General features: G+C 59.2%; 24 protein-coding genes. 14 read left to right on the top strand and 10 right to left on the bottom strand.

Going from position 1 to position 25,229, the window contains the following annotated elements; translation table 11 throughout:
• Window positions 1–479 precede the first annotated feature (479 nt).
• The 5 genes from ACCC96_RS25330 to dksA form a co-directional block, all read right to left on the bottom strand.
• Window positions 480–1,919 (bottom strand): sigma-54-dependent transcriptional regulator, encoded by a 1,440-nt coding sequence (locus ACCC96_RS25330; RefSeq protein WP_019582860.1) that lies wholly within the window; start codon window positions 1,917–1,919, stop codon window positions 480–482.
• Between the two features lie 22 nt (window positions 1,920–1,941).
• Complete coding sequence (locus ACCC96_RS25325; RefSeq protein WP_026286733.1) at window positions 1,942–4,896, bottom strand: sensor histidine kinase; 2,955 nt, start codon at window positions 4,894–4,896, stop codon at window positions 1,942–1,944.
• Window positions 4,880–5,056, bottom strand: coding sequence for a hypothetical protein (locus ACCC96_RS25320; protein WP_003176118.1), 177 nt, complete (start codon window positions 5,054–5,056; stop codon window positions 4,880–4,882). Before ACCC96_RS25320 ends, ACCC96_RS25325 begins: the two co-directional genes overlap by 17 nt.
• Window positions 5,057–5,133: 77 nt before the next feature.
• Window positions 5,134–6,030, bottom strand: coding sequence for a tRNA glutamyl-Q(34) synthetase GluQRS (gluQRS, locus tag ACCC96_RS25315; RefSeq protein ID WP_413697241.1), 897 nt, complete (start codon window positions 6,028–6,030; stop codon window positions 5,134–5,136).
• Between the two features lie 77 nt (window positions 6,031–6,107).
• Window positions 6,108–6,548 (bottom strand): RNA polymerase-binding protein DksA, encoded by a 441-nt coding sequence (gene dksA, locus ACCC96_RS25310; RefSeq protein WP_007902025.1) that lies wholly within the window; start codon window positions 6,546–6,548, stop codon window positions 6,108–6,110.
• A gap of 334 nt (window positions 6,549–6,882) precedes the next feature.
• Here dksA and ACCC96_RS25305 point away from each other — a divergent pair, with 334 nt between their 5' ends.
• A complete protein-coding gene (locus tag ACCC96_RS25305; protein WP_413697240.1) occupies window positions 6,883–8,055 on the top strand; it encodes a pyridoxal phosphate-dependent aminotransferase in 1,173 nt (390 codons plus the stop codon).
• The gene (gene sfsA / locus ACCC96_RS25300; RefSeq protein ID WP_413697239.1) at window positions 8,055–8,762 is read left to right on the top strand and encodes a DNA/RNA nuclease SfsA; all 708 of its coding nucleotides are present in this window, start codon (window positions 8,055–8,057) and stop codon (window positions 8,760–8,762) included. Before ACCC96_RS25305 ends, sfsA begins: the two co-directional genes overlap by 1 nt.
• Here the strand turns inward: sfsA and ACCC96_RS25295 are convergent.
• On the bottom strand, window positions 8,759–9,076 hold the full coding sequence (locus ACCC96_RS25295; protein WP_007938052.1) for a Rieske (2Fe-2S) protein: 318 nt from the start codon (window positions 9,074–9,076) through the stop codon (window positions 8,759–8,761). The genes sfsA and ACCC96_RS25295 overlap by 4 nt on opposite strands.
• 248 nt (window positions 9,077–9,324) lie before the next feature.
• Between ACCC96_RS25295 and ACCC96_RS25290 the strand changes: the two genes are divergently transcribed.
• Genes ACCC96_RS25290 through ACCC96_RS25280 form a run of 3 tightly spaced genes read left to right on the top strand, consistent with a single transcriptional unit; the run spans window position 9,325 to window position 11,954 of the window.
• Window positions 9,325–10,308, top strand: a complete 984-nt coding sequence (locus ACCC96_RS25290) for a FecCD family ABC transporter permease (protein ID WP_413697250.1) — start codon at window positions 9,325–9,327, stop codon at window positions 10,306–10,308.
• The gene (locus tag ACCC96_RS25285; RefSeq protein ID WP_413697238.1) at window positions 10,308–11,075 is read left to right on the top strand and encodes a heme ABC transporter ATP-binding protein; all 768 of its coding nucleotides are present in this window, start codon (window positions 10,308–10,310) and stop codon (window positions 11,073–11,075) included. Before ACCC96_RS25290 ends, ACCC96_RS25285 begins: the two co-directional genes overlap by 1 nt.
• 12 nt (window positions 11,076–11,087) lie before the next feature.
• Window positions 11,088–11,954 carry a ChaN family lipoprotein gene (locus ACCC96_RS25280; protein ID WP_413697237.1) on the top strand — a complete coding sequence of 289 codons (867 nt, stop codon included), beginning with the start codon at window positions 11,088–11,090 and terminating at the stop codon, window positions 11,952–11,954.
• 268 nt (window positions 11,955–12,222) lie between these two features.
• Here ACCC96_RS25280 and ACCC96_RS25275 read toward each other — a convergent pair whose 3' ends face one another.
• The 3 genes from ACCC96_RS25275 to ACCC96_RS25265 all read right to left on the bottom strand — a co-directional run bounded on the left by ACCC96_RS25275 (window position 12,223) and on the right by ACCC96_RS25265 (window position 14,729).
• Window positions 12,223–12,495, bottom strand: a complete 273-nt coding sequence (locus ACCC96_RS25275; RefSeq protein WP_009050884.1) for a TfoX/Sxy family protein — start codon at window positions 12,493–12,495, stop codon at window positions 12,223–12,225.
• A 241-nt stretch (window positions 12,496–12,736) separates the two neighbouring features.
• A complete protein-coding gene (locus ACCC96_RS25270; RefSeq protein ID WP_019582853.1) occupies window positions 12,737–13,081 on the bottom strand; it encodes a pentapeptide repeat-containing protein in 345 nt (114 codons plus the stop codon).
• 91 nt (window positions 13,082–13,172) lie between these two features.
• Window positions 13,173–14,729, bottom strand: a complete 1,557-nt coding sequence (locus tag ACCC96_RS25265; RefSeq protein ID WP_413697236.1) for an AAA family ATPase — start codon at window positions 14,727–14,729, stop codon at window positions 13,173–13,175.
• Between the two features lie 119 nt (window positions 14,730–14,848).
• On the opposite strand from ACCC96_RS25265, the gene mrcB reads away from it, so the two are divergent.
• Genes mrcB through ACCC96_RS25250 form a run of 3 tightly spaced genes read left to right on the top strand, consistent with a single transcriptional unit; the run spans window position 14,849 to window position 18,253 of the window.
• Window positions 14,849–17,167, top strand: a complete 2,319-nt coding sequence (mrcB, locus tag ACCC96_RS25260; protein ID WP_026346007.1) for a penicillin-binding protein 1B — start codon at window positions 14,849–14,851, stop codon at window positions 17,165–17,167.
• Between the two features lie 16 nt (window positions 17,168–17,183).
• Window positions 17,184–17,918 carry a tetratricopeptide repeat protein gene (locus ACCC96_RS25255; protein WP_019582850.1) on the top strand — a complete coding sequence of 245 codons (735 nt, stop codon included), beginning with the start codon at window positions 17,184–17,186 and terminating at the stop codon, window positions 17,916–17,918.
• Complete coding sequence (locus ACCC96_RS25250) at window positions 17,918–18,253, top strand: YqcC family protein (RefSeq protein WP_258671171.1); 336 nt, start codon at window positions 17,918–17,920, stop codon at window positions 18,251–18,253. The genes ACCC96_RS25255 and ACCC96_RS25250 overlap by 1 nt, the downstream gene beginning before the upstream one ends.
• Window positions 18,254–18,273: 20 nt before the next feature.
• Here ACCC96_RS25250 and ACCC96_RS25245 read toward each other — a convergent pair whose 3' ends face one another.
• Window positions 18,274–18,696, bottom strand: a complete 423-nt coding sequence (locus ACCC96_RS25245; RefSeq protein WP_413697235.1) for a DUF4124 domain-containing protein — start codon at window positions 18,694–18,696, stop codon at window positions 18,274–18,276.
• A gap of 398 nt (window positions 18,697–19,094) precedes the next feature.
• Here ACCC96_RS25245 and ACCC96_RS25240 point away from each other — a divergent pair, with 398 nt between their 5' ends.
• From ACCC96_RS25240 to msrQ, 6 genes are all read left to right on the top strand, one after another.
• Entirely contained in the window at window positions 19,095–20,819 is a 1,725-nt protein-coding gene (locus ACCC96_RS25240; RefSeq protein ID WP_026331976.1) for an acetolactate synthase 3 large subunit, read from the top strand.
• Window positions 20,820–20,821: 2 nt separating this feature from the next.
• The gene (ilvN, locus tag ACCC96_RS25235) at window positions 20,822–21,313 is read left to right on the top strand and encodes an acetolactate synthase small subunit (RefSeq protein ID WP_003205610.1); all 492 of its coding nucleotides are present in this window, start codon (window positions 20,822–20,824) and stop codon (window positions 21,311–21,313) included.
• A gap of 46 nt (window positions 21,314–21,359) precedes the next feature.
• Window positions 21,360–22,376, top strand: coding sequence for a ketol-acid reductoisomerase (gene ilvC, locus ACCC96_RS25230; RefSeq protein ID WP_003228216.1), 1,017 nt, complete (start codon window positions 21,360–21,362; stop codon window positions 22,374–22,376).
• 145 nt (window positions 22,377–22,521) lie between these two features.
• A complete protein-coding gene (gene pssA / locus ACCC96_RS25225) occupies window positions 22,522–23,379 on the top strand; it encodes a CDP-diacylglycerol--serine O-phosphatidyltransferase (RefSeq protein WP_008006914.1) in 858 nt (285 codons plus the stop codon).
• A 63-nt stretch (window positions 23,380–23,442) separates the two neighbouring features.
• The gene (gene msrP / locus ACCC96_RS25220; protein WP_413697234.1) at window positions 23,443–24,456 is read left to right on the top strand and encodes a protein-methionine-sulfoxide reductase catalytic subunit MsrP; all 1,014 of its coding nucleotides are present in this window, start codon (window positions 23,443–23,445) and stop codon (window positions 24,454–24,456) included.
• Entirely contained in the window at window positions 24,456–25,076 is a 621-nt protein-coding gene (gene msrQ, locus ACCC96_RS25215; RefSeq protein WP_413697233.1) for a protein-methionine-sulfoxide reductase heme-binding subunit MsrQ, read from the top strand. Before msrP ends, msrQ begins: the two co-directional genes overlap by 1 nt.
• The last annotated feature ends 153 nt before the right edge of the window (window positions 25,077–25,229 follow it).

Here is a 25,229-nt window from a genome sequence, read left to right as displayed (position 1 = left end):
CCCTCGCCATGAAGTTTTCCTTCATGACCCTCCCAATCGGGAGCCAAGAGCAAACGGATTGCTTTGGTCGCTGTGTTGCTATGATCGTGTGATCCAACCAGTTCAGGCACTGTCTTAAGACAGTTTTTTATTATTCTCGGCCTGGTTGCGGGGCAAACCCCAAATACAACGCCTCTCCAAAAGAATCAGTTAGCTACGCCTCTCGCCGTCTTGTTTTTATTGTGCGTGAGTCGATTCGTCTTATTTTTATTGTCTTGTGCATTACTTGTTATTGTTCTTGTACTGAACATATAGCAGGGTGCGTGCCAACTTTTGTGAAGTCCAATAAAACAAGGGGTTAGGCGGGCTAATGGGGCTTTTCGAGGCCAAAAAAAACCGGGGCTTCGTTACCGTAAGCCCCGGCTTCTGTTACGTGAAAAAGCTGAGGTAACAGTTTTTCCACAATGTCACGTGTTACCCGCGCATCCGACAGGCGCGGTTCAGCTCTCGCTGGCCACCCCGGTCTTGCGCCGCGGGATGCCCAGGCGCTGACGGCGTTCCCACAAGCATTTGCGACTGACCCCGAGTTTGCGGGCCAGTTCGGTTTCGGTCATGTGGTCCTGATGCTCGAGTACGAAGTGCTGGAAGTAGTCTTCCAGGGACAGATCTTCGGTCGGTTCGTGGCTGGTGTTACCGGCGCTGTTGCCCTGCTGGGGCGCGAGGCCGATGAAATCGTCGTCTTCCAGATCGCTGAGTTCGATGTCGATGCCCAGCAGCTCGGCGGAAATCTCCGGGCTCTCGCACAGAATCACCGCGCGCTCGACCGCGTTTTCCAGTTCGCGAACGTTACCCGGCCAGGAGTAATGCCGAATTGCTTGCTCGGCATCCAGGGCGAATTTCAGATCGGTGCGGTTGACCCGCGCGCTCTGCCGCGCCAGGAAGGCATTGGCAATTTCATTGACGTCCGCACCGCGCTCGCGCAGGGCCGGCAGTTTCAGGGCGATCACGTGGAGGCGGTAATACAAGTCTTCACGGAACTGGCCGATCTTCGCCAGGCTCTTGAGGTCCCGGTGGGTCGCGGCGATCAGGCGTACATCGACCTTCTGCGACTGGACCGAGCCAACCCGGCGGATTTCACCTTCCTGCAATACGCGCAACAGGCGGGCCTGGGCTTCCAGTGGCAGTTCACCGATTTCATCGAGGAACAAGGTGCCGCCGTCCGCCGCTTCCACCAACCCGGCACGCCCGGCGCTGGCGCCGGTGAACGCGCCTTTTTCGTGGCCGAACAGTTCGGACTCGATCAGGCTTTCCGGGATGGCTGCGCAGTTCACCGAAATCATCGGTGCCTTGGCGCGTTTGGACAGGTTGTGCAGGGCACGTGCTACCAGTTCTTTACCAGTACCGGATTCGCCCTGGATCAGGACATTGGAATCGGTCGGCGCGACTTTACGGATTTTGCTGTACAGGTCCTGCATCGGCGGGCAAGAGCCGATGATGCCAATTTCGCCGTTGCTGTTGTCGACACCGCTTTTGGCTGCGGCGCCATTGGACGCTTTGCCGACGACCGGCTCACCGCTGGCTTGCGCCGATTGCCGGTCACGCAGGATTCGCGCGACGGCCTGGAGCATCTCGTCGTGATCGAAAGGCTTGGCGATGTAGTCCACCGCGCCCATTTTCATGGAGTCGACGGCCGAACGCAGGCTGGCGTAACTGGTCATGATCAGCACCGGAGTGCCCTGGCCGAGTTTGATCAACTCGGTACCCGGCGCGCCCGGCAGGCGCAGGTCACTGACGATCAGGTCAAACGTGGGAATGCTGAAACGCTCTTGTGCTTCCTGCACGGATCCGGCTTCACTGACCTGGTACTGGTTACGTTCCAGCAGACGGCGCAAGGCGGAGCGGATAATTGTTTCGTCTTCGACGATCAAAATGTGCGGCATTGATTCGATACTCTCGACGGTCTCAGTTCACAGCGGACGTCGCTTCGACATGACGCGGTAAGGTCACCCGGATACGGGTGCCGCGTTGGCTTTGAACATCAGCCGGGCTGTCGATGGTGATTTGTCCATAATGCTCTTCAACGATGGAATAGACCAGTGCAAGGCCCAGACCGGTGCCTTCGCCAGGATCCTTGGTGGTGAAGAAGGGTTCGAACAGTCGGTCCATGATGCTCGAGGGAATACCGCTGCCTTCGTCTTCGACGATCAGATCGACCGTGTGTTCGCCGGCTTCGCTCTTGACGCGCACTGCACTGCCCGGAGGCGAGGCGTCACGGGCGTTTGAGAGCAGATTGATCAATACCTGGGCGAGCCGCTGCGGGTCGCCTTCGACCCAGTGATCGGGGTCGCACAGGTTGTAGAACTGTACTTCGAAATTGCGCCGGTTCAAGGCCAGCAGGCCGATGGCATCCTGGGCCACTTCCGCCAGACAAACGGGCTCGTCGCTGTGCTGATGAGCGCCCGCGTGGGCGAAGCTCATCAGCGACTGAACGATGCGTGACACGCGTTTGGTCTGCTCGAGGATCTGCCCGCTGATTTCCGTGAGTTCGGCGTCTTCTTCACGTTCTTCGCGCAGGTTCTGCGCGAGACAGGCAATGCCAGTGATCGGATTGCCGATTTCATGGGCCACGCCGGCCGCCAGTCGGCCAATGCTGGCCAGGCGCTCGGAGTGCACCAGTTTGTCTTCGAGCATCTGGGTTTCGGTCAGGTCTTCCACCAGCAGCACCAGGCCGCTGTTACCCGGCGCCAGCGGTTCGTCGATCGCCGCTTTGTGCAGGTTCAGCCAGCGGGTCTGGCCATCGAGGGCCAGGTGCTGCTTGTGCAAGTGCTCGTCCGGCAGATTGATGAAGCCTTGCAGCAGCTCTTTCCACGGATCGGCAATGGTGCTCAGGCGCGAACCGACCACACGCTGCGCGGCAATCCCCGTCAGTTCCTCCATGGCTTTGTTCCACATGAGGATTTCCTGATCCTTGGCCAGCGAGCACACGCCCATCGGCAATTCCTGCAGGGTTTGGCGGTGGTAGCGGCGCAGGGCATCGAGTTCGGCGGCAAGGCCGGTAAGGCGCGAGTGGTAATCCTCGAGGCGACTTTCGATGAAGTGGATGTCTTCGGTGACGTAGTTTTCGCCGCCGGCCTTATAGGGCAGGAAGGTTTCGACCATGTCCTGCGCCACGCTCGGGCCCATCAGGCCGGAGAGGTTGGCTTCGATACGGTCACGCAAACGACGCAAGGCGTAAGGCCGGCGTTCGTCGAACGGTAGATAAAGGTCACGCAGCGCTTGTTCGACTTCTTTCTGCGCTGCTTTGGCGCCCAGTGGTTTGGCCAGTTGTGTGGCGAATTCCTGAGGCGAGGCGGCATGCAGTTCGCGGCGTTGCGGGCGGCGAACGTTGTCCACCGCGCAGGCTTCGGCGGCGCTGGCCTCTTCGGGGCTGGCGTTGGTGAACAGTGAAATCAGGGTGAACATCAGCACGTTGGCGGCCAGCGAGGCAATTGCCGCCATGTGCCAGCTGGTGTCGTCCAGCACGTAAATCATGTTCAGCAACGGAATGTAGAAGCCTTGCAGATTGCCGACCAGCGGCAACAGCATGGTCACCAGCCACACCAGAATCCCCGCCAGGAGGCCTGCGATGAAGCCGCGACGGTTGGCGGTCGGCCAGTACAGCACCGACAACACTCCCGGCAGGAACTGCAACGTGGCGACGAAGGCGACGATGCCGAGGTTGGCCAGATCCTGTTCCGCGCCCAGCATCAGGTAAAAACCGTAGCCGGCCATGATGATCGCGACGATCAGCGCCCGGCGGGTCCATTTCAGCCAGCGGTAGATATTGCCCTCGGCCGGCGGCTGATAGAGCGGCAGCACCAAGTGGTTCAGTGCCATCCCGGACAGCGCCAGCGTAGTAACGATGATCAGCCCGCTGGCCGCCGACAATCCACCGACATACGCCAACAGCGCCAGGGCTTTGCTATTGGCGGCGATGCCGATGCCCAGGGTGAAATATTCCGGATTGGTGGTGGCGCCGAGTTTCAGCCCGGCCCAGAGAATCAACGGCACTGCCAGGCTCATCAGCAGCAGGAACAGCGGTAAGCCCCAGCTCGCACTGACCAGAGAGCGCGGGTTGAGGTTTTCGGTAAACGTCATGTGGTACATGTGCGGCATGACGATCGCCGAGGCGAAGAACACCAGCAGCAGCGTGCGCCATGGGCCTTCCTGCAGTGGCGTGTGCAGGGCGGCGAGGGCGGTCTGGTTTTGCAGCAGCCACAGTTCCAGCTGTTGCGGGCCGTCGAACACGCCATACAGCGCATACAGGCCGACGCCACCAATCGCGATCAGCTTGATCACCGACTCGAAGGCAATCGCGAACACCAGGCCTTCATGCTTCTCGCGGGTGGCGATGTGGCGCGAACCGAAGAAAATCGTGAACAGCGTAATCAGCGCGCAGAAACTCAGGGCCACGCGATGCTGAACTGGCTCACGGGTGAGGATGCCGATGGAGTCGGCCACCGCCTGAATCTGCAACGCCAGCAACGGCAGTACGCCGACCAGCATGAAAATCGTCGTCAGCGCACCGGCCCAGGTGCTGCGGAAGCGGAACGCGAACAGGTCGGCCAGCGATGAGAGTTGGTAAGTGCGGGTGATTTTCAGGATCGGGTACAAAAGCACCGGCGCCAGCAGAAACGCCCCGGAAACCCCGAGGTAGCTGGACAGAAAACCGTAGCCGTACTGATAGGCCAGGCCCACTGTGCCGTAAAACGCCCAGGCACTGGCATAAACGCCCAGCGACAGGGTGTACGTCAGCGGGTGGCGAATGATCGCCCGGGGGATCATCCCCCGTTCACTGATCCAGGCCACACCGAACAGCACCGCCAGGTACGCGGCGCTGATCAGGATCATCTGGGTCAGGCTAAAGCTCATCGGCATCTTTTTGGCTCTGCAGGATGAAGGTCACGACGATCAGAATCAGCCAGAGCAAATAAGGGCGATACCAGGCGCCAGTGGCGTCGATCCACCAATCCATGATGGCCGGGGAGAACAGATAAATCCCCACTACCAGGAGCAGGACCAAGCGATAGATGTACATCCCGGCCTCTCTCTTTTATGCGCGTGCCCGAAAACGTGCGGCGATGGTAACGGATGGGTGCGCCACTGCAAGTGGCATCACTGCAGTTGCGCTTCAGGCAACGTCAGTGTGCGCGGGATCAGCGACGCATCCCAGTGGGCAATGCCCCAATTCAGCACCTCCCGTGGCGTGGCGTCATTCAGTTCGATAACAGGATTGTGCCCCAGCGCCCGCAATGCGCGCAGCAACAGCGACGTGGCCTGATCTTCGGCCAACGGCGGCGAGCGATAGGATTTGCCGAGTTTGTGGCCGTCCGGCTGGGTAATCAGCGGGATGTGCAGGTAGCGCGGTTGCGGCAGGCCGAGCAGTTCTTGCAGATAAAGCTGGCGTGGCGTGGAGTCCAGCAGGTCGGCGCCGCGCACGATATCAGTGATGCCTTGCCAGGCATCGTCCAGCACCACCGCCAATTGATAGGCGTAGAGCCCGTCACGGCGACGAATCACGAAGTCACCCACCTCGCGGCCCAGGTGTTGACGGAATTCGCCCTGCACCCGGTCGATGAAGTGGTATTCCAGCTCCGGTACGCGCACGCGGATCGCCGCATTCTCGGTGCCGTGCCCCGCGTTGCGGCAGAACCCGGGATAGATGCCGTGATAGGGCTCCAGTTGCTTGCGCGAGCAGGTACACGCATAGGCCAGGCCCTGGCTGAACAGGCGATTGAGGACGTCGGCGTAGGCCGCGTGGCGGTCACTCTGTCGGACCATCTCGCCATCCCACTCGAAACCGTAGCTTTCCAGCGCCTTGAGAATCGCCGCCTGAGCGCCGGGCTCCTCGCGTGGCGGATCTAGATCCTCCATGCGCACCAGCCAGCGCCCGCCGACCGAACGGGCGTCGAGGTACGAGGCTAGCGCGGCCACCAGCGAACCGAAATGCAGGTGCCCGCTGGGCGTGGGGGCGAAGCGCCCGATGTAGGTGGGGGAGGAGATGGCAGTCATGGCGATTATTTAACGTCTAAAAGCGTCAGAAACAAAAACGGAGCGTTCGCACGCTCCGTTTTTCGTTCAAGTCGAGATTACTTGCCGACTTGCTTTTCCTTGATTTCCGCCAGGGTCTTGCAGTCAACGCACATGTCGGCGGTAGGACGGGCTTCCAGTCGCTTGACGCCGATTTCGACGCCGCAGGACTCGCACCAACCGTATTCTTCGTCTTCGATCAGTTGCAGGGTCTTGTCGATTTTCTTGATCAACTTGCGCTCACGGTCGCGGGCGCGCAATTCGAGGCTGAATTCCTCTTCCTGGCTGGCACGGTCTGCCGGGTCAGGGAAGTTGGCCGCTTCGTCTTTCATGTGATCAACAGTACGGTCGACTTCCTGCATCAAGTCCTGTTTCCACTTGTTCAGGATCTTGGTGAAGTGAGCACGCATGGGTTTGCCCATATACTCTTCGCCCTTCACTTCTTTGTAGGGTTCGAAGCCGCTGATCGACTGATTTTGCTGCTTTGCTTGGGTGGGCATGAAATGGACCGCCTCTACTCTTGTAATCCATTGCGCAGGATTGCTCCATCACCGACACCTGCCGGCCCTGCGGCTGCAAGCGGGCGAACTTACCAGATCAAATCGGACCGCGCTACTCCCGGATGTCGAGCCCGCGGCCCGTGGTGCTTGCAAAAGATTGCAAAGCTACGTCTGGTGGCTAAGGAGACCTGATCAATTATTGATTTTAGCCAAACCTGAGACATACGCTTGAATCGATTGAGACCAGCATTATATGGGCTCTGACCGCTTTAGACTCTCGCTCGTTCCTGCGCTTGGGTAGAATCAATTCTTTTCCCCGTTGTAAGGAAGGCTAATGGCTCCGTCCTACAGTGCGCGCAGTCGCGCTATCGAACCGTTCCACGTTATGGCCCTGCTGGCGCGGGCCAACGAGCTGCAAGCGGCTGGCCACGACGTGATTCACCTGGAAATCGGCGAGCCGGACTTCACCACCGCCGAGCCGATCATCCAGGCTGGCCAGGCCGCGCTGACGGCGGGGAAGACCCGTTACACCGCCGCTCGCGGCATTCCCGAGCTGCGTGAGGCCATTTCGGGCTTTTATCAGCAGCGTTACGGGCTGAACATCGATCCGCAACGCATTCTGATCACGCCTGGCGGTTCAGGCGCATTGCTGTTGGCCAGTGCCTTGCTGGTGGACCCAGGCAAGCACTGGCTGCTGGCCGACCCGGGTTACCCGTGCAATCGGCACTTCCTGCGCCTGGTGGAAGGTGCGGCGCAGCTGGTGCCGGTCGGCCCGGACGTGCGTTATCAACTGACCCCGGACCTGGTCGCGCGTCACTGGGATCACGACAGCGTCGGTGCCCTGGTAGCATCGCCGGCCAACCCCACCGGGACCATCCTGACCCGTGATGAGCTGGCCGGGCTGTCCGCGGCGATCAAGGCCCGCCACGGTCATTTGGTGGTCGACGAGATCTACCATGGCCTGACTTACGGCACGGATGCGGCCAGCGTGCTGGAAGTCGATGACAGCGCGTTCGTCCTCAATAGTTTTTCCAAGTATTTCGGCATGACCGGCTGGCGCCTTGGTTGGCTGGTCGCACCTGAAGCGGCGGTCGGTGAACTGGAGAAGCTCGCCCAGAACCTCTACATCAGCGCACCGAGCATGGCCCAGCACGCGGCATTGGCCTGCTTCGAACCCGCCACCATCAGCATTTTCGAGGAGCGCCGCGCCGAGTTCGGTCGACGTCGTGATTTCCTGCTGCCAGCCCTGCGGGAATTGGGTTTCGGTATCGCCGTTGAACCGGAAGGCGCGTTCTATCTGTACGCCGACATCAGCAAGTTCGGCGGCGATGCCTTCGCGTTCTGCCGACACTTCCTCGAAACCGAGCATGTTGCAATTACTCCGGGCCTGGACTTCGGGCGTCATCAGGCCGGGCATCATGTGCGGTTTGCCTACACCCAAAGCCTTCCGCGCTTGCAGGAAGCAGTCGAGCGGATCGCCCGCGGTTTGAAGAGCTGGCAAGGCTGATGCGTTTTCATCCTCCCCTTGAAGAAGGTCGCTTGATTCGTCGTTACAAGCGTTTTCTCGCCGATATCGAAACCGTTGGCGGCGAGTTGCTGACCATTCACTGCCCGAACACTGGCTCGATGCTTAATTGCCAGGTCGAGGGCGGGCAAGTCTGGTTCAGCCGCTCCACCGACCCCAAGCGCAAGTTGCCCGGCACTTGGGAAGTTGGCGAAACCCCACAGGGACGGCTGTTCTGTGTGAACACCGGGCGCGCCAACGGCTTGATCGAGGAAGCGTTGCAGGCTGGCGTCATCACCGAGTTGAACGGCTTTACCGAACTGAAGCGCGAAGTGGCCTATGGTCAGGAAAACAGCCGCATCGATTTTCGTCTCGATTACCCGGGCGGGCCGGCTTATGTGGAAGTCAAAAGCGTCACCCTGGGCTTTGATGGCTCGGCGGTGGCGGCATTTCCTGACGCGGTGACCCAGCGTGGGGCCAAGCATTTGCGCGAACTGGCGCATTTGGCCAGGGACGGGATTCGGGCAGTGCAGTTGTATTGCGTGAACCTGACAGGGATCGACGCGGTGCGTCCTGCCGAAGAAATCGATTCGGCCTACGCAGCTGCGTTGCGTGAGGCGGTGGCGTGTGGAGTCGAAGTGCTGGCGTATGGCGTGCGCTTGACTCACGAAGAGATGGTGGTCGATCGGCAGCTGGATGTGTTGCTTTAGAGCGTAACCCAGATCCCTTGTTCATCCTCGCGGCAGAGGATGGTAGTCAGGGATTGTCCGGCGCAGGGGCCAGCGACGCATTCACCGTCCTCGATCAGAAACAGTGCGCCGTGGGTCGCGCACTGGATCAAGCTGTTGCTGGGGTCGAGAAACTGGTCGGGTTTCCATTCCAGTCCGACGCCCCGGTGCGGGCAGCGATTTTCATACACATACACCCGACCGCCCCGGCGCACGGCCAGGAGCTTCTGGCCGTCGACGTCGAAACCGCGACTGCTGGCGTCAGCCAATTCGGCGCCTGTGCAAAGAAACTTCATGTCTATCCTCAAGTCCAGCAGCTCGTGACCCGGAATGTCCGAGCTTGACGTTCAAATGCAAGCAATTATCAAATGGTAGCTCGCCCTCGGGGCGATTACCGGATGCCGAGAATACTTGGCCTGTCAGCTCTATGCCCGGGAAACCTTTAAAGGAGGCTGTTTATGCACCTGTTCGATCCCGGTACGACTGGCCAATGACCCTTCTGGTTAAACCTCGTGCGTTGTTCATTGGCTTGAGCTTGCTGTGTTTGCTGGCGATCTGGCTGTCGCTGGCGTTGGGGTCGGTGAGCTTGCCGTTGTTCGACACCTTGCGCGCGGCGCTGCGCTTGGTCGGCCTGCCGATTGCTGCCGACGGGTTGGAGCAGGCCGAACTGATCCTCGGGCAAATCCGCCTGCCGCGAACCTTGCTGGGCTTGGTGGTGGGCGGGGTTCTGGCGCTGTCCGGCGTGGCGATGCAGGGCTTGTTTCGCAATCCTCTGGCCGACCCGGGCCTGGTAGGGGTGTCGAGCGGTGCGGCATTGGGCGCGGCTATCGCGATTGTCGGCGGCTCGGTATTCGGTGGACTGTCTGAATCCTTCGGGCCATATCTGTTGTCGGTGTGCGCGTTTCTCGGCGGGTTGGGGGTGACGGCGCTGGTCTATCGACTGGGGCGACGCAATGGCCAGACCAACGTCGCGACCATGCTGCTGGCCGGTATTGCATTGACTGCCCTGGCTGGTTCGGCGGTCGGGCTCTTCACCTATCTGGCGGATGACGCGACCCTGCGCACCCTGACGTTCTGGAACCTGGGCAGCCTTAACGGCGCCAGTTATGCGCGACTCTGGCCGTTATTGCTGGTGAGCACCGGTGTGGCACTGTGGTTGCCGCGTCGGGCCAAGGCCTTGAACGCATTGTTGCTGGGGGAGTCGGAGGCCGGCCACCTGGGTATCGACGTCGAAGGACTCAAGCGCGAATTGGTGTTCTGCACGGCGTTGGGTGTCGGCGCGGCGGTAGCTGCGGCGGGGATGATCGGGTTTGTCGGCCTGGTGGTGCCGCATCTGGTGCGGCTGCTGGTCGGCCCCGATCATCGGGTGTTGTTGCCGGCGTCGGTGTTGGCGGGGGCCAGTCTCCTGTTGTTTGCTGATCTGGTGGCGCGGCTGGCGCTGGCGCCGGCTGAGTTGCCGATCGGGATTGTCACCGCCCTCATCGGCGCGCCGTTCTTTCTGTATTTATTGCTCAGAGGGCGTGCCTGATGTTGCGAGCGCAGAACCTGCAAATCCGTCGCGGTCGAAAAGTTGTCCTGACGGACATCACCCTTGAGCTTAAACCGGGCGAAGTGCTCGGCGTGTTGGGGCCTAATGGCGCCGGCAAAAGCACGTTGCTCGGCGCCCTGTGCGGAGAATTGCCGGCGGACCATGGCAGCGTCTGGCTCGATGAGCGTGAGTTGAGTCATTGGAACGGAGCGCAGCGAGCCCGGCGTTTGGCAGTATTGCCGCAAGTGTCGACCCTGGACTTTGCCTTTCGCGTCGAAGAAGTGGTCGGCATGGGCCGTCTGCCTTATCAAAGCGGTCGGGTCCGGGATGAGGAGATTGTCGCCGCCGCGTTGCAGGCGGCCGATGCGGGGCACTTGAGCGGTCGCAGTTATCTGGCGTTGTCCGGTGGCGAACGTCAGCGGGTGCATTTGGCGCGGGTGTTGGCGCAGCTTTGGCCGGGCGAGGCGGGGCAGACGTTGTTGCTCGATGAGCCGACGTCGATGCTCGACCCGCTGCATCAGCACACCACTCTGCAAGCGGTGCGTGAATTCGCCGATCGCGGTACGGCGGTGCTGGTGATCCTGCATGATCTGAACCTGGCGGCGCGTTATTGTGACCGACTGTTACTGCTCGAAGGTGGGCGTCCTGTGGTGCTGGACACGCCGGAGCAGGTATTGCGCCCGGAACCGCTCAAGGCTGTGTTCGGGCTGGAAGTATTGGTGCAACCGCACCCGGAGCGTGGGCATCCGCTGATCATCGCCCGCTGAGGTGTTTTAGGGATGAAAACACGCATGATGGTTTTTCTGGCCGCGCTGTTACTGAGTGCTTGCCAGCATGTAGCGGTACCGCCGGTCAGCGGCGAAATTCGGGATCTGCGCAGCGGTCAGACCCTGACGGCGCAAGAACTGCTTGCACGGTTGGCGGAACCTTCGCGGCTGATCGTCGGTGAGCAGCATGACAATCGTGATCACCATCAACTGCAATTGTGGTTATTGCGGGCGCTGGGTGAGCGACGGCCCCAAGGCAGTCTGCTGCTGGAAATGCTGACGCCGGCTCAACAACAGCGCATCGATGACGTTCGGCATGCCTCACCGCTGCCGACCGACTTGGCCGGGGCATTGGCCTGGCAGCCGGGATGGGACTGGAGTCTATACGGGCCGATCGTTCGTTTTGCCCTGACTCAGCCATACCCGTTACTGGCGGCCAATCTGGATACGCCTGAAGTCCGTACGGTCTATGCCAAACCGACAACATTGAGCGGTACGCGCTCCAACGCTCCCACGGTCAAGAATGAGTTGCTGGCACAGATCAGCGATTCCCACTGCGGCTTGCTGCCTGAATCACAGATGCCCGCGATGCTGGCCGTGCAGCAGCAGCGTGACCGGCGGATAGCCGAGCGATTACGGGCGGCACCGATGCCTTCTCTGTTGTTTGCCGGCGCGTTCCACGCACGCAAGGATGTCGGGGTGCCGATCCATGTGCTGGATCTGGGGGAGCCCGAGGCACCAACGGTATTGATGCTGGCGGAGCAGGGTGCGGAGGTCACGTCGGCCATGGCTGATTACGTCTGGTATACGCCCACCACGCCGCCGCAGGATTACTGCGCGCAAATGCGCAAGCAGTTCGGCAAGCCGTCAGGCCAATAAAATCAGGCGAGTTTTCCACAGGCAAAAAAAGACCCGGCAAGAGCCGGGTCAAATAACCGTGATTAGCCTGATGAGGAGATAATCTGAGAGTCCGAACCAAGGGCTTTTCAGAATATCGACCAGTCTCGCGACCAGTTGTGATAATCATAGCGATTCTCATTACCAAGTCAACCGCTGATTTCCCGTATTCGTGAATTACGTCATTCCTTCACTGGGAAGTCTCGTAATCATTGGGTTTCAGGCTGTGCGTTCGAGTGAAATTATCCGTTCAATTCTTGTGGCGAGACGAAATAGCATCCAGCTGTTTGTTCAAGGCTTCCTTGCGCTCGGCGGGAATGTCGTTCCAGTGAACATCCATCAACGCGCCTTCAATCGCATACAACAACACCTTGGACGCCCGAAAACCGCGAGTGCGCACGGCCCGATAGGCGTCCACAGCTCCCAGCCGACGCAAGTCCGAGGCACTGTGGATGCCCACGGCATGCAGCCATTGCGCCGACGTCTTGCCAAGATTCTTCAGGTGTTGCAGTTCATCATTCATCAAGCCTCCTTGCGACAGCCGAATGGTGCGTGGGCGAGCCTCTCAGCAGTGTAGCCATCAGTAGGAAAAGCGTGATTGTTTGGTCGGTTTCGACGCAAAAGCTTCTAAGAGGAAAACTCAAGAAGCGGCGGGAAAAGGTGGCTGATGCAACCCGATGGCGTATGGAAAATTGAGTTTTCGAGCAAAAAAACTACAAAGTCCAGCGCAGGCGGGGGCGCTGGACTGAGTGAAGCTCGCTTATTCAGCGGGTGCGATAACGCAGACGTGTCCCGAAATTCATCGACATCAGAATCTCATCGGCACTCAGCTCTGGCGGGAAGTAGGCGCCGGAGATCTGCGCGTGGGCCAGGCTCGCGCCTTCCAGGGATGAGTTGCGAAAATCGATGCCGCGCAAGTCGGCAGAGCGAAAATAGGCATCGGTGAAGTCGATGCCGTCGGCGTTCAGTTCACGCAGATCGAGCCCGCGGAAGTCACCACCGACCATGTCGATAGGTCCATCTTTCGGGCGTTCATTGTTGAAGCTTGTGATGTCGTCTTTGTGCAGCAAGGCATAAAGCGGGGTGTCGAGAAGTTTCGGCTGGCTCATGTCGCATCACCTGATGGTTTTATGACGCCAGTATAGTGCCACTATTTGACAGCCGTGAAGCCGGCGAGGGCTTCACGGTTGAAATAGTTTCTTACAGACCAGGCAGGCGCTGGCGAATCTGCGCAACGACCGTATCGAGGGTGCCACTTTCATTGGTCTGGACGCGCTTGCTGCAGAGGATTTCTGCTGGCGTCAGGGCCTCGCGGCTGGCTTGCTGGGCGGCGATAACAGCCAGGTTGGCGTCGGACGGATCGTTGTTGTCCGCCTGGCGTTGCTTCAACCAGCTCTCGATCACCGCTTGCGGCGCGTCGCAATCGAGGATCAGGAACGGCGCGCCGGTGGCCTCGGCAATTTTTGCCGCGCTGTCGCGTTGGTCGCGCTTGAGATAAGTGGCATCGATCACCACCGGGAAGCCGGCGCGCAGAATTACATTGGCAACCTCATGCAGGCGGGCATAGGTGGCGACGCTGGCGTCGGCGCTATAGATGCCGGCTTGCGGGGCGTTCGGTACGGTCTGTTCGCCGAACATACGCTTGCGCTCTACATCCGAGCGCAGGCGAATGGCGCCCAATGCCTCCACCAGGCGCATGGCCACATGGCTTTTGCCGACGGCGGAAACACCGTGGGTGATCGCCAGGAAACGCGAAGGAATAGTGCTGTAGCTTTCCGCCAGGTTGGCGTAGTTGCGGTACTGACGCAGAGTGGTAGCGCGCTGCACCGGATCGGCTTCGGCCGGCATGCTGAACAGGCTGACCTTGGCGCGAACCAGCGCGCGGTAGGCTTTATAGAAGTTCAGCAGCTCAAGGCCCTGGTAGTCGCCGGTCAGTTCCAGGTATTGGCTGATGAAACGGCGTGCCAGGCTCTTCAGGCCGCGGTCTTCCAGGTCCATTGCCAGGAAACCGGTGTCGGCGTAAACGTCGGTGAAGCGGAACGGTTCGTTGAACTCGATGCAGTCGAAGATCACCACTTTGCCGTCGATCACGGTAGCGTTGCCCAGGTGAATGTCACCATGGCATTCACGAATGAAGCCGTCGGCCTTGCGCTGGGCGAACAGCGGCTTGAGGCGCTCGAAGCTGCTTTCGGCCCAGGCTTGCAGTGCATCGAGTTGCAGCAGATCGGCCTTGTCGCTGAGGAACGGGCGGATCTGTTCGAAGTTCTGCCGTACCGGCGCCATGACGCTGTCCGGCGTGCCGGCTTCGTGTTCGGCAGGCACTTTCGGCGCACTGAGGTGGAATTGAGCGATCTGCGCGGCCATCTCGTCGATGTGCGTGGTGGTCAATTCGCCGTTGGCTTGCAGGGTGCTGAGCAGTTGGCTTTGTGGGAACTGACGCATTTTCAGGGCGTATTCGACAACCGGACCATCGCCGCCCAATTGTGGCGCCTCGGCGCTGCCGGTGATCGGTAGCACTTCAAGATACAAGTCATGGGTCAGGCGCTGGTTCAGGCGCAGTTCTTCACCGCAGAAATGCTCGCGAGCCTCAAGGCTGGTGAAGTCGAGGAAGCCGAAGTTCACTGGCTTCTTCACTTTATAAGCATAGGGGCCTGTGAGTATCACCCAGGAAATATGGGTCTCGATGACCTGGAACGCTTCTACGGGATGCGGGTAGAGGGCCGGGTTTTGCAGGGCAGCGATCAGGGACTGGCTCACAGGTGATCCTTCAGAGTCTGGGGGAAAATTCAAGGCCGTCATTATGGCTGCAAGTCCGTCCGACGCAAACCTCAGAGGGCTCCTGTTGAGGATGAATAAAGTGCGTATAATCCGCCGCCATGACTCGAACTCGATCCCCCCGCACCCCTAAAAAACCACCTTCCAAGGGCATGCGCCCCTGGCTGGGCTGGGCCCTTAAACTCAGCCTGGTCGGCCTTGTGGTGCTCGCCGGGTTCGCGGTTTACCTCGACGCCGTGGTCCAGGAGAAGTTCTCCGGCAAGCGCTGGACCATCCCGGCCAAGGTGTACGCGCGCCCGCTCGAGCTGTTCGTCGGACAAAAGCTCAGCAAGGACGACTTCCTCACCGAACTCGATGCCTTGGGCTACCGGCGCGAAGCGGTCAGCAACGGCCCCGGCGCGGCAGCGGTCAATGGCAATACCGTCGACTTGAATACCCGAGGCTTCCAGTTCTATGAAGGCATGGAGCAGGCGCAGCCCGTGCGCGTGCGGTTCTCCGGCGATTACGTGGCCGAGCTCTCGGCGACCAACGGTTCGAAGCTTTCCGTGGTGCGACTGGAGCCGCTGCTGATCGGCGGGATTTACCCGAAAAACCTTGAAGACCGCATCCTGATCAAGATCGATCAGGTTCCGCCGTATCTACTCGAAACCCTGGTTGCCGTAGAAGACCGGGATTTCTACAGCCACTGGGGCGTGTCGCCGAAGTCGATTGCTCGAGCTATCTATGTCAACACCTCGGGCGGCAAGATGACCCAGGGCGGTAGTACGCTGACGCAACAGTTGGTCAAGAACTTCTACCTCACCAATGAACGCAGCCTGACCCGTAAGCTCACCGAAGCCATGATGGCGATGTTGCTTGAGCTGCATTACGACAAGAGCGAAATTCTTGAGGCTTACCTCAATGAAGTGTTCGTCGGCCAGGATGGTCAGCGCGCGGTGCACGGCTTCGGCCTGGCCAGCCAGTTCTTCTTCGGGCAGCCATTGTCCGAGCTGAAACTGCATCAAGTCGCTTTGTTGGTGGGCATGGTCAAGGGGCCGTCCTATTACAACCCGCGTCGCAACCCTGAGCGGGCGCTGGAGCGGCGCAATCTGGTGCTCGATGTTCTGAAGGAGCAAGGCGTTGCCAGCGCCGAGCAGGTTGAGGCGGCGAAGAAAATGCCACTGGGTGTGACCACTCGCGGCAAGTTGGCCGACAGCTCGTTCCCGGGCTTCCTCGATCTGGTCAAACGTCAGTTGCGCGAAGACTACCGCGACGAAGACTTGACTGAAGAAGGGCTGCGAATCTTCACCAGTTTCGACCCGATCCTGCAGATGAAAGCCGAAGCTTCGGTCAACGACACGTTCAAGCGCTTGGCCGGGCGCAAGGGTTCCGATGACGTGGAAGCGGCGATGGTCGTGACCAACCCGGAAACCGGTGAGGTCCAGGCCATGATCGGCAGCCGTCAGGCGAGTTTTGCCGGTTTTAACCGTGCGTTGGACGCGGTGCGACCGATCGGCTCTTTGATCAAGCCGGCGGTTTATCTGACCGCTCTTGAAAAGCCGAGCCAGTACACGCTGACCAGTTGGCTATCGGATGACTACTTCTCGGTCAAAGGCGCGGATGGTCAGATCTGGAAACCACAGAACTATGATCGCCGCTCCCACGGCACGGTGTTCCTGTACCAAGGGTTGGCGCATTCCTACAACCTGTCGACCGCGCGTCTCGGGTTGGCGGTGGGCGTGCCGAATGTCTTGAAGACCCTGGCACGACTGGGGGTGAGTCGCGAGTTCCCGGCGTTCCCGTCGATGTTGCTCGGTGCCGGCGGTATGACCCCGATCGAAGTGGCGACCATGTACCAGACGCTGGCCAATGGCGGGTTCAATACGCCGATGCGCGGGATTCGCAGCGTACTGACTGCCGAGGGCGAGCCGCTCAAGCGTTATCCGTTCCAGATTCAGCAGCAATTTGATCCGGCGTCCATTTACCTGATCCAGAACGCCATGCAGCGCGTCATGCGTGAAGGTACCGGCAGTTCGGTTTACAACGTGTTGCCGAAAACCCTGACCCTGGCCGGCAAGACCGGTACCAGTAACGATTCGCGGGACAGCTGGTTCGCCGGTTTCAGTCAGGATCTGCTGGCCGTGGTCTGGCTGGGGCGCGATGATAATGGCAAGACACCGTTTACCGGTGCCACCGGTGCGTTGCAGGTCTGGACCAGTTTCATGCGCAAGGCCGATCCGCTGCCGCTGGACATGCCGCAGCCGGATAACATTGTTCAGGCCTGGGTCGATTCACGTACCGGGCAAGGTTCCGAAGCCAGCTGCCCAGGCGCGGTGCAGATGCCGTATATTCGCGGCAGCGAACCGCCTCCCGGTGCTGCTTGCGGTGGCGAAAGCCCTGCTGAATCGGTGATGGATTGGGTCAAGGGCTGGATGAATTAAGCAAAGAGGATTTGAAGTGAACAAGTGGTTGATTCCAGCGGTGACTGCCGTGGCTTTGCTCAGCGGCTGCTCCACTGTACAGCGTGGTTCGATCCCGGTTGTGGACGCCGGGACTGCTGTCTCCAACAGTGAGCGGATTTCGGCGAATGGCGGTTTCCGTCAGTCGACGGTGAAACGTCCTGTACAAGCTCAGACTCAGGCGATCCCGCAAGGTGACACCGGCGTCGTGGTGATGGTCCCGGGTGGTGGCGCCGTCTCCTCGGCACCGATCAGCACTTCGCCGATCACCCCGGGTCCGATTACTCCAGGGCCGATCGATACCTCGCCGGTTCAGTCGGCACCGATCAATCAGGGCAGTTACAGCATGCCGTCGACGCCCAGCGGGATTCCTTCGGCGAACTCCGGCGGTCTGTCCGCCGATGAGCAACTGGACGGTCCGGTCCTGGCATTGTTGACCACCGCCCAGCAGCAACAGGCCAGTGGCGACCTTAATGGCGCATCTTCCAGCCTCGAACGTGCCCAGCGTGTTGCACCGCGCGAGCCGCAAGTGCTTTATCGCCTGGCCCAGGTACGTATGGCTCAAGGTGATGCGGCGCAGGCCGAGCAGTTTGCCCGTCGTGGCCTGACGTTCGCCAATGGGCGTCCGGACCTTCAGGCCAGCCTGTGGGAATTGATCGCCCAGGCCCGTGAAAAACAGGGTGATCCGGCCGGTGCGGCGTTGGCTCGTCAGAAGGCCAAGGTTTCGCTGTGATGGATATGCGCTTTCCGAAGATTGCCGAGCAGTTGCTGTTGATCGAGCGCGAACTGCGCGTTCAGGGTTGGTGGGATGAAGTGCCGCCGTCCGCTGAGGCGCTCTCCAGCGTTGAACCGTTTTCGGTGGATACGCTGGATTTCGAGCAGTGGCTGCAATGGATCTTCCTGCCAAGGATGAAGTCGATCCTGGAGCAGAACCTGCCATTGCCCAACGCATCGGGGATTCAGGAGATGGCCGAAATGGTCTTCGCCTCCCGCAACGTCCGGGGCAAGGATCGGCAGCTTCAGGTCTTGCTCAAAGAGTTCGACGTGTTGATCACCGCCTCCCGCTGATCCCGAACCCTCGACAGCTCCTACATGCAGTTTTTCGCAATCTGTTTTTGTGCTTCGGTGATGCGCTCCTGACGTTGTTGGTCGGTCAGGCGGCGCGTCTCGCCGTCGACTTCCTCCCGCAATCGCGGATTGTTCTGCAGTTGAGCCAGGTTCGTCCGAGCCTGTTCGCAGAACACTTTTAGCTGGGCCTGCTGCTCGGCGACCTGCTTTTTCACTTTTTTATCGATGGCTTTTTGATCGCCTATAATGTTGCCGCGCGATGGCGCGCTAGGCTTGCCGACGGGCGGGGAGGGCGTGACCATCAAGGTGGCCTCTCGGCCCTGGGGTGGTTGCGCATCGAAATGGGTGACGCCCTGGGCATCGACCCATTTATAGATCTGACCCGCCATGCACAAAGGGCTCAGGCTGATCAGCAAGCTGGCGGTGAAGATGAGCGTTCGCATGCCATTCCTTATCGGGGGTGCGCAATTGAAGCTAACACAGTTGCGGTTTAAAGGTTTTTTCTTGCGTTCTCATGCGCTTAGTTCAATAAAGCACATTGACGGCTTGACTTGCGATGGGCGAAACAGAAGAATCCAAAGTCCGCTGTAGAGGGACTGCCAGAAGCAGACCCACTCGGTAGATCATGAGGCGCACATCCGCGCCGACCTGTTACACCCGCAACGCGTTACCTCGCGCTGGGTGGGAAAGGCCCGCAACACTTGGGACGATCCCAATACTTGCTCAGTCAGTGCTGACGTAGTCGGCGACCACCGTCGCTCATGCTCTGCCGAGAAGTAAACCTATTAAGACCCGTCCTCTTGTATGTGGGCGGTATTCTGGCGTTTTAGAGGTGAACAACGTGGAGCTTTTATCTGGCGGTGAGATGCTCGTCCGCTTTTTGCGTGACGAAGGCGTCAAATATATCTACGGGTACCCGGGTGGTGCTCTTCTTCATGTCTACGATGCCCTGTTCAAAGAACCGGAAGTGACCCACATCCTGGTTCGTCACGAGCAGGCTGCGACCCATATGGCTGACGGCTATGCCCGTGCCACCGGTAAAGCCGGCGTGGTACTGGTGACGTCCGGCCCGGGCGCAACCAACGCCATCACCGGTATTGCCACGGCCTACATGGACTCCATTCCGATGGTGATCATTTCCGGCCAGGTGCCTAGCACCATGGTAGGCACCGATGCGTTCCAGGAAACCGACATGATCGGTATCTCCCGGCCGATCGTGAAACACAGCTTCATGATCAAGCACGCTTCGGAAATCCCGGAAGTCATGAAGAAGGCGTTCTACCTGGCGCAATCCGGTCGTCCTGGTCCGGTCGTTGTCGATATCCCGAAAGACATGACCAACCCGGCCGAAAAGTTCGAATACATCTTCCCGAAAAAAGCCAAGCTGCGTTCCTACAGCCCGGCCGTTCGCGGTCACTCCGGGCAAATCCGCAAGGCAGCCGAAATGCTTCTGGCGGCCAAGCGCCCTGTATTGTATTCGGGCGGCGGCGTGATCCTCGGTGGTGGCTCTGCGCCGCTGACCGAGCTGGCGAAGATGCTCAACCTGCCAGTGACCAATACCCTGATGGGCCTGGGTGCCTACCCTGGCACTGACCGTCAGTTCATCGGCATGCTCGGCATGCACGGCAGCTACACCGCCAACCTGGCGATGCACCATGCCGATGTGATCCTTGCAGTCGGCGCGCGTTTCGATGACCGCGTGATCAACGGCCCGGCCAAGTTCTGCCCGAATGCCAAGATCATTCACATCGACATCGACCCGGCTTCGATCTCCAAGACCATCAAGGCAGACGTGCCTATCGTTGGCCCGGTCGAGAGCGTCCTGACCGAAATGGTCGCGATCCTCAAGGAAATCGGCGAGACCCCGAACAAGGAGTCCGTTGCCAGCTGGTGGAAGCAAGTTGATGAGTGGCGCGGTGACCGCGGTCTGTTCCCTTACGACAAGGGCGACGGCAGCGTGATCAAGCCGCAGACCGTGATCGAAACCCTGTGCGAAGTGACCAAGGGCGACGCCTTTGTGACCTCCGACGTGGGTCAGCATCAGATGTTCGCGGCGCAGTACTACAAGTTCAACAAGCCGAACCGCTGGATCAACTCCGGTGGCCTGGGCACCATGGGCTTCGGTTTTCCGGCGGCCATGGGCATCAAGCTGAGCTTCCCGGATGACGATGTCGCCTGCGTAACAGGCGAGGGCAGCATCCAGATGAACATTCAGGAACTGTCGACCTGCCTGCAATACGGTTTGCCGGTAAAAATCGTCATCCTGAACAATGGCGTGCTGGGTATGGTTCGCCAGTGGCAGGACATGAGTTATGGCAGCCGTCACTCGCACTCCTACATGGAATCGCTGCCTGACTTCGTCAAACTGGCAGAGGCCTATGGTCACGTTGGCGTGCGCATCACCGACTCGAAAGATTTGAAGTCGAAGATGGAGGAGGCGTTCGCCATGAAAGATCGCCTGGTGGTTATCGATATCTCGGTTGACACCAGCGAGCACGTCTACCCGATGCAGATCAAAGACGGCTCCATGCGTGATATGTGGTTGAGCAAGACGGAGCGTACTTAATCATGCGGCACATTATTTCCCTGCTTCTGGAAAACGAACCGGGCGCTCTGTCTCGTGTAGTCGGCCTGTTTTCGCAGCGCAACTACAACATCGAAAGCCTGACCGTGGCGCCAACCGAAGACCCGACTTTGTCGCGTCTGACGCTGACCACTGTCGGCCATGATGAAATCATCGAGCAGATCACCAAGAACCTGAACAAGCTGATCGAAGTGGTCAAACTGGTCGACTTGTCGGAGAGTGCTCACATTGAGCGCGAACTGATGCTGGTCAAGGTCAAGGCCACCGGCGCCCAGCGCGCCGAGATCAAGCGCACCACCGATATTTATCGTGGGCAGATCGTTGATGTCAGCGCCAGCGTGTATACCGTTCAATTGACCGGTACCAGCGACAAGCTCGACAGCTTCATTCAATCGATCGGTACTGCCTCGATTCTGGAAACCGTACGCAGTGGCGTCACCGGGATTGCCCGCGGCGACAAAGTACTGAGCATCTAAACCAAATTAGCGAATGGCCTGAGGGCCAGATATAAAGGGGAAATTCATGAAAGTTTTCTACGATAAAGACTGCGACCTGTCGATCATCCAGGGCAAGAAAGTTGCCATCATTGGTTACGGCTCCCAAGGCCACGCTCAAGCGTGCAACCTGAAAGACTCCGGCGTTGACGTTACCGTTGGCCTGCGTAAAGGCTCGGCCACCGTTGCCAAAGCCGAAGCCCACGGCCTGAAAGTGACTGACGTTGCTTCCGCCGTAGCGGCTGCCGACCTGGTCATGATCCTGACCCCGGATGAGTTCCAGTCCTCCCTGTACAAGAACGAAATCGAGCCGAACATCAAGAAAGGCGCCACCCTGGCCTTCTCCCACGGCTTCGCGATCCACTACAACCAGGTTGTGCCGCGCGCTGACCTCGACGTGATCATGATCGCGCCGAAAGCTCCGGGCCACACCGTGCGTTCCGAGTTCGTCAAAGGCGGCGGTATCCCTGACCTGATCGCTATCTACCAGGATGCTTCGGGCAACGCCAAAAACGTTGCACTGTCCTACGCTGCCGGCGTTGGTGGCGGTCGTACCGGCATCATCGAAACCACCTTCAAGGACGAGACCGAAACCGACCTGTTCGGCGAACAAGCCGTTCTGTGCGGCGGTACCGTTGAGCTGGTAAAAGCCGGTTTCGAAACCCTGGTTGAAGCTGGCTACGCGCCGGAAATGGCCTACTTCGAATGCCTGCACGAACTGAAGCTGATCGTTGACCTCATGTACGAAGGCGGTATCGCCAACATGAACTACTCGATCTCCAACAACGCTGAGTACGGCGAGTACGTGACAGGTCCGGAAGTAATCAACGCCGAATCCCGTCAGGCCATGCGCAACGCCCTGAAACGTATTCAGGACGGCGAATACGCCAAGATGTTCATCAGCGAAGGCGCCACCGGCTATCCTTCGATGACCGCCAAGCGTCGTAATAACGCCGCTCACGGTATCGAAATCATCGGTGAGCAACTGCGCTCCATGATGCCGTGGATCGGTGCCAACAAGATCGTCGACAAAGCCAAGAACTAAGTCACGAGCTTGTACGGAAAACGCGGCCTAGGCCGCGTTTTTTCGTTTGGATCCGCCGGTTCTGGTATAAAGCTGCATCGTTTGCGGTCGAACCGTCGTCCCAGACACCTGTCGAAACTTTCCACCCCGTTGCAAGGTAATGTCCATGAGCGAACGTCCCGAAGAGCCAAAGCAGGCTTCTGACGCCGAAAGCCTTCTGCCCATCGATGAGCACATCGAAGAAGGGCATGACGCTGAAGGCCGTAAAGTCCGGCATCGTGGTATCTATCTTCTGCCGAATCTGTTCACCACTGCGAACCTGTTCGCAGGGTTCTATTCCATTATCAACTCGATGAGCGCCCAGAGCGCCTTGAGTGCCGGTGATGCAATCGGCGCGAGCAAATATTTTGCGTTTGCCGCGATCGCGATTTTCGTCGCCATGGTGCTCGACGGCCTCGACGGTCGCGTCGCTCGCATGACCAACACCCAAAGCGCCTTCGGTGCGGAGTACGACTCGCTGTCGGACATGGTTGCCTTTGGCGTCGCGCCGGCTTTGCTGGCATTCGGCTGGGCCTTGGGCGATATGGGCAAAGTCGGCTGGATGGTCGCCTTCATCTATGTGGCGGGTGCGGCGTTGCGCCTGGCGCGCTTCAACACGCAGGTCGGCACCGCTGACAAGCGCTACTTCATCGGTCTGGCCAGCCCGGCTGCGGCCGGTGTGGTCGCGGGCATTGTCTGGGCGTTCAGCGATTACGGCATTCAGGGTTCCAAAATGTCGTTCCTGGTTGCGCTGATGGTCGCCGCCGCGGGCATGCTGATGGTCAGTAACATCAAGTACAACAGCTTCAAGGAGCTGGACTTGAAGGGGCGCGTTCCCTTTGTCGCGATCCTGGCAGTGGTGCTGGTATTTGCCGTTGTATTCAGTGATCCGCCGCGCATCCTGCTGCTGGTTTTCCTTGCCTATGCGGCTTCCGGGCCGGTGCAGTACCTGCTGCGTCTTCGTCGGCACAAAAAAGCCGAGTAATGTAATTTCCCTCATACTCCGCAGTCTATGGGTGCATCTGTCCTCCATTGCTGCGGAGTTGCCATGCTGATCAAAGTCCCCAAAGCGTCTGACTGTCATGAGTCGGACGTCACGCCTGAATCTCTCTACCTTTCCCGTCGCAATATATTAGGCGCCGCCGTCGCCGGTTTGGCTGTGAGTACTCTGCCGCGCTGGGCGAGTGCCGACGGCGCTGCGCGTTATGCCGATGTCGAGCCTGGCAGGGCGCCGTCCTGGTTTGCCGAAAAACTGCCTTCCACTAAATGGGGCGCGGTCAACGTCAAGGATGAAGCAATCACGCCTTTCAAGGATGCGACCCACTACAACAACTTCTATGAGTTCGGTACCGACAAAGGCGATCCTGCGGCCAACGCCGGCGGGCTGAAAACCGAACCGTGGAGCGTGGTGGTAGACGGGGAGGTGGGTAAGCCGGGGCGGTATGCGCTGGAAGACTTCATGAAGCCTTATCAGCTGGAAGAGCGTATTTATCGTCTTCGCTGTGTGGAGGCCTGGTCGATGGTCATTCCGTGGATAGGTTTTCCAATTTCGGCTTTGCTGAAGGAGGTAGAACCGACGTCCAAGGCCAAATTCATTCGCTTTGAAACCCTGCAAGATCCCAAGAGTATGCCTGGACAGCGTTCTGGCTTCGCCTTGATCGACTGGCCATATGTAGAAGGGCTGCGTCTGGATGAGGCGATGAATCCGTTGGCGATTCTCGCTGTAGGCATGTATGGACGTGAGTTGCCCAATCAGAACGGCGCGCCGCTACGTCTGGTGGTGCCGTGGAAATACGGCTTCAAGAGCATCAAGTCCATCGTGCGAATCAGTCTGGTCAGTGAGCAGCCGAAAACCACCTGGCAGAGCATTGCCTCGAATGAGTATGGTTTTTATGCGAACGTGAACCCGACAGTCGACCACCCGCGCTGGACGCAGGCACGGGAAAGACGTTTGCCGAGCGGTCTGTTCAAGCCCAATGTGCGGGACACGCAAATGTTCAACGGCTACTCGGATGAAGTCGCTTCTTTATATGCAGGGCTCGATCTGCGGAAGAATTACTGATGCGATATCTGTTCTGGCGTATTGGTGTCTTTATCGCCGCGGCGATTTGGCCGCTGCTTTGGTTGTATCAAGCCTGGGCGGATGTGCTGGGGCCTGATCCGGGAAAGGTGCTGGTTGATCGTCTGGGGTTGGGGGCGCTTGTCCTGCTGCTCATTACGTTAAGCATGACGCCTTTGCAGAAGCTCACCGGTTGGTCGGGGTGGATAGCTGTCCGACGGCAGTTGGGGTTGTGGTGTTTCGCCTATGTGGTTTTGCATTTGAGCGGCTATACGGCGTTCATCCTCGGCTTTGATTGGTCACAACTGGGTATCGAGTTGCGCAAGCGGCCGTACATTATCGTCGGGGTGCTGGGGCTTCTCGGTTTGTTGGTGCTGGCGGTTACCTCCAATCGTTACAGTCAGCGGCGTTTGGGCGTTCGCTGGAAAAGATTGCATCGGTTGGTCTATGTGATTCTCGGGCTTGGGTTGCTGCATATGTTGTGGATCGTTCGCGCCGATCTGAGGGAGTGGGCGATCTACGCTTCTATAGGTGCGTTGTTATTAGTATTGAGATTGCCGCCTGTAACGCGCCGAATTCCACGTTTAATCGTTAAAAAGGCACCTTCTGCAAGAAAGGCGTAATTAGAGGTTGACGGCAGATTCAGGACGTCTATAATTCGCCCCACTTCCGGCGCAGTCGAAACGGAAAACTCCTTGGTAAACAATGAGTTACGCAGTTTTCGACAGCGGTTACGCTTCAGTTCATCGAAGCCAGAAGGAGTTGATAAGGCAGGG

Origin of the sequence: Pseudomonas sp. Pseusp11 (genome assembly GCF_047304405.1) — a bacterium.
In the GTDB taxonomy this organism is placed as follows: Bacteria; Pseudomonadota; Gammaproteobacteria; order Pseudomonadales; family Pseudomonadaceae; genus Aquipseudomonas.
The sequence above is the reverse complement of the archived record's forward strand: the minus strand, read 5'-3'. Positions and strand labels throughout refer to the sequence as shown.

Excerpts from the sequence above, each read along its gene's own strand:
- ACCC96_RS25330 (WP_019582860.1), bottom strand. The coding sequence starts at position 1,919 with ATGCCGCACATTTTGATCGTCGAAGACGAAACAATTATCCGCTCCGCC.
- ACCC96_RS25325 (WP_026286733.1), bottom strand. The coding sequence starts at position 4,896 with ATGCCGATGAGCTTTAGCCTGACCCAGATGATCCTGATCAGCGCCGCG.
- ACCC96_RS25320 (WP_003176118.1), bottom strand. The coding sequence starts at position 5,056 with ATGTACATCTATCGCTTGGTCCTGCTCCTGGTAGTGGGGATTTATCTG.
- gluQRS (WP_413697241.1), bottom strand. The coding sequence starts at position 6,030 with ATGACTGCCATCTCCTCCCCCACCTACATCGGGCGCTTCGCCCCCACG.
- dksA (WP_007902025.1), bottom strand. The coding sequence starts at position 6,548 with ATGCCCACCCAAGCAAAGCAGCAAAATCAGTCGATCAGCGGCTTCGAA.
- ACCC96_RS25305 (WP_413697240.1), top strand. The coding sequence starts at position 6,883 with ATGGCTCCGTCCTACAGTGCGCGCAGTCGCGCTATCGAACCGTTCCAC.
- sfsA (WP_413697239.1), top strand. The coding sequence starts at position 8,055 with ATGCGTTTTCATCCTCCCCTTGAAGAAGGTCGCTTGATTCGTCGTTAC.
- ACCC96_RS25295 (WP_007938052.1), bottom strand. The coding sequence starts at position 9,076 with ATGAAGTTTCTTTGCACAGGCGCCGAATTGGCTGACGCCAGCAGTCGC.
- ACCC96_RS25285 (WP_413697238.1), top strand. The coding sequence starts at position 10,308 with ATGTTGCGAGCGCAGAACCTGCAAATCCGTCGCGGTCGAAAAGTTGTC.
- ACCC96_RS25280 (WP_413697237.1), top strand. The coding sequence starts at position 11,088 with ATGAAAACACGCATGATGGTTTTTCTGGCCGCGCTGTTACTGAGTGCT.
- ACCC96_RS25275 (WP_009050884.1), bottom strand. The coding sequence starts at position 12,495 with ATGAATGATGAACTGCAACACCTGAAGAATCTTGGCAAGACGTCGGCG.
- ACCC96_RS25270 (WP_019582853.1), bottom strand. The coding sequence starts at position 13,081 with ATGAGCCAGCCGAAACTTCTCGACACCCCGCTTTATGCCTTGCTGCAC.
- mrcB (WP_026346007.1), top strand. The coding sequence starts at position 14,849 with ATGACTCGAACTCGATCCCCCCGCACCCCTAAAAAACCACCTTCCAAG.
- ACCC96_RS25250 (WP_258671171.1), top strand. The coding sequence starts at position 17,918 with ATGGATATGCGCTTTCCGAAGATTGCCGAGCAGTTGCTGTTGATCGAG.
- ACCC96_RS25245 (WP_413697235.1), bottom strand. The coding sequence starts at position 18,696 with ATGCGAACGCTCATCTTCACCGCCAGCTTGCTGATCAGCCTGAGCCCT.
- ilvN (WP_003205610.1), top strand. The coding sequence starts at position 20,822 with ATGCGGCACATTATTTCCCTGCTTCTGGAAAACGAACCGGGCGCTCTG.
- ilvC (WP_003228216.1), top strand. The coding sequence starts at position 21,360 with ATGAAAGTTTTCTACGATAAAGACTGCGACCTGTCGATCATCCAGGGC.
- pssA (WP_008006914.1), top strand. The coding sequence starts at position 22,522 with ATGAGCGAACGTCCCGAAGAGCCAAAGCAGGCTTCTGACGCCGAAAGC.
- msrP (WP_413697234.1), top strand. The coding sequence starts at position 23,443 with ATGCTGATCAAAGTCCCCAAAGCGTCTGACTGTCATGAGTCGGACGTC.
- msrQ (WP_413697233.1), top strand. The coding sequence starts at position 24,456 with ATGCGATATCTGTTCTGGCGTATTGGTGTCTTTATCGCCGCGGCGATT.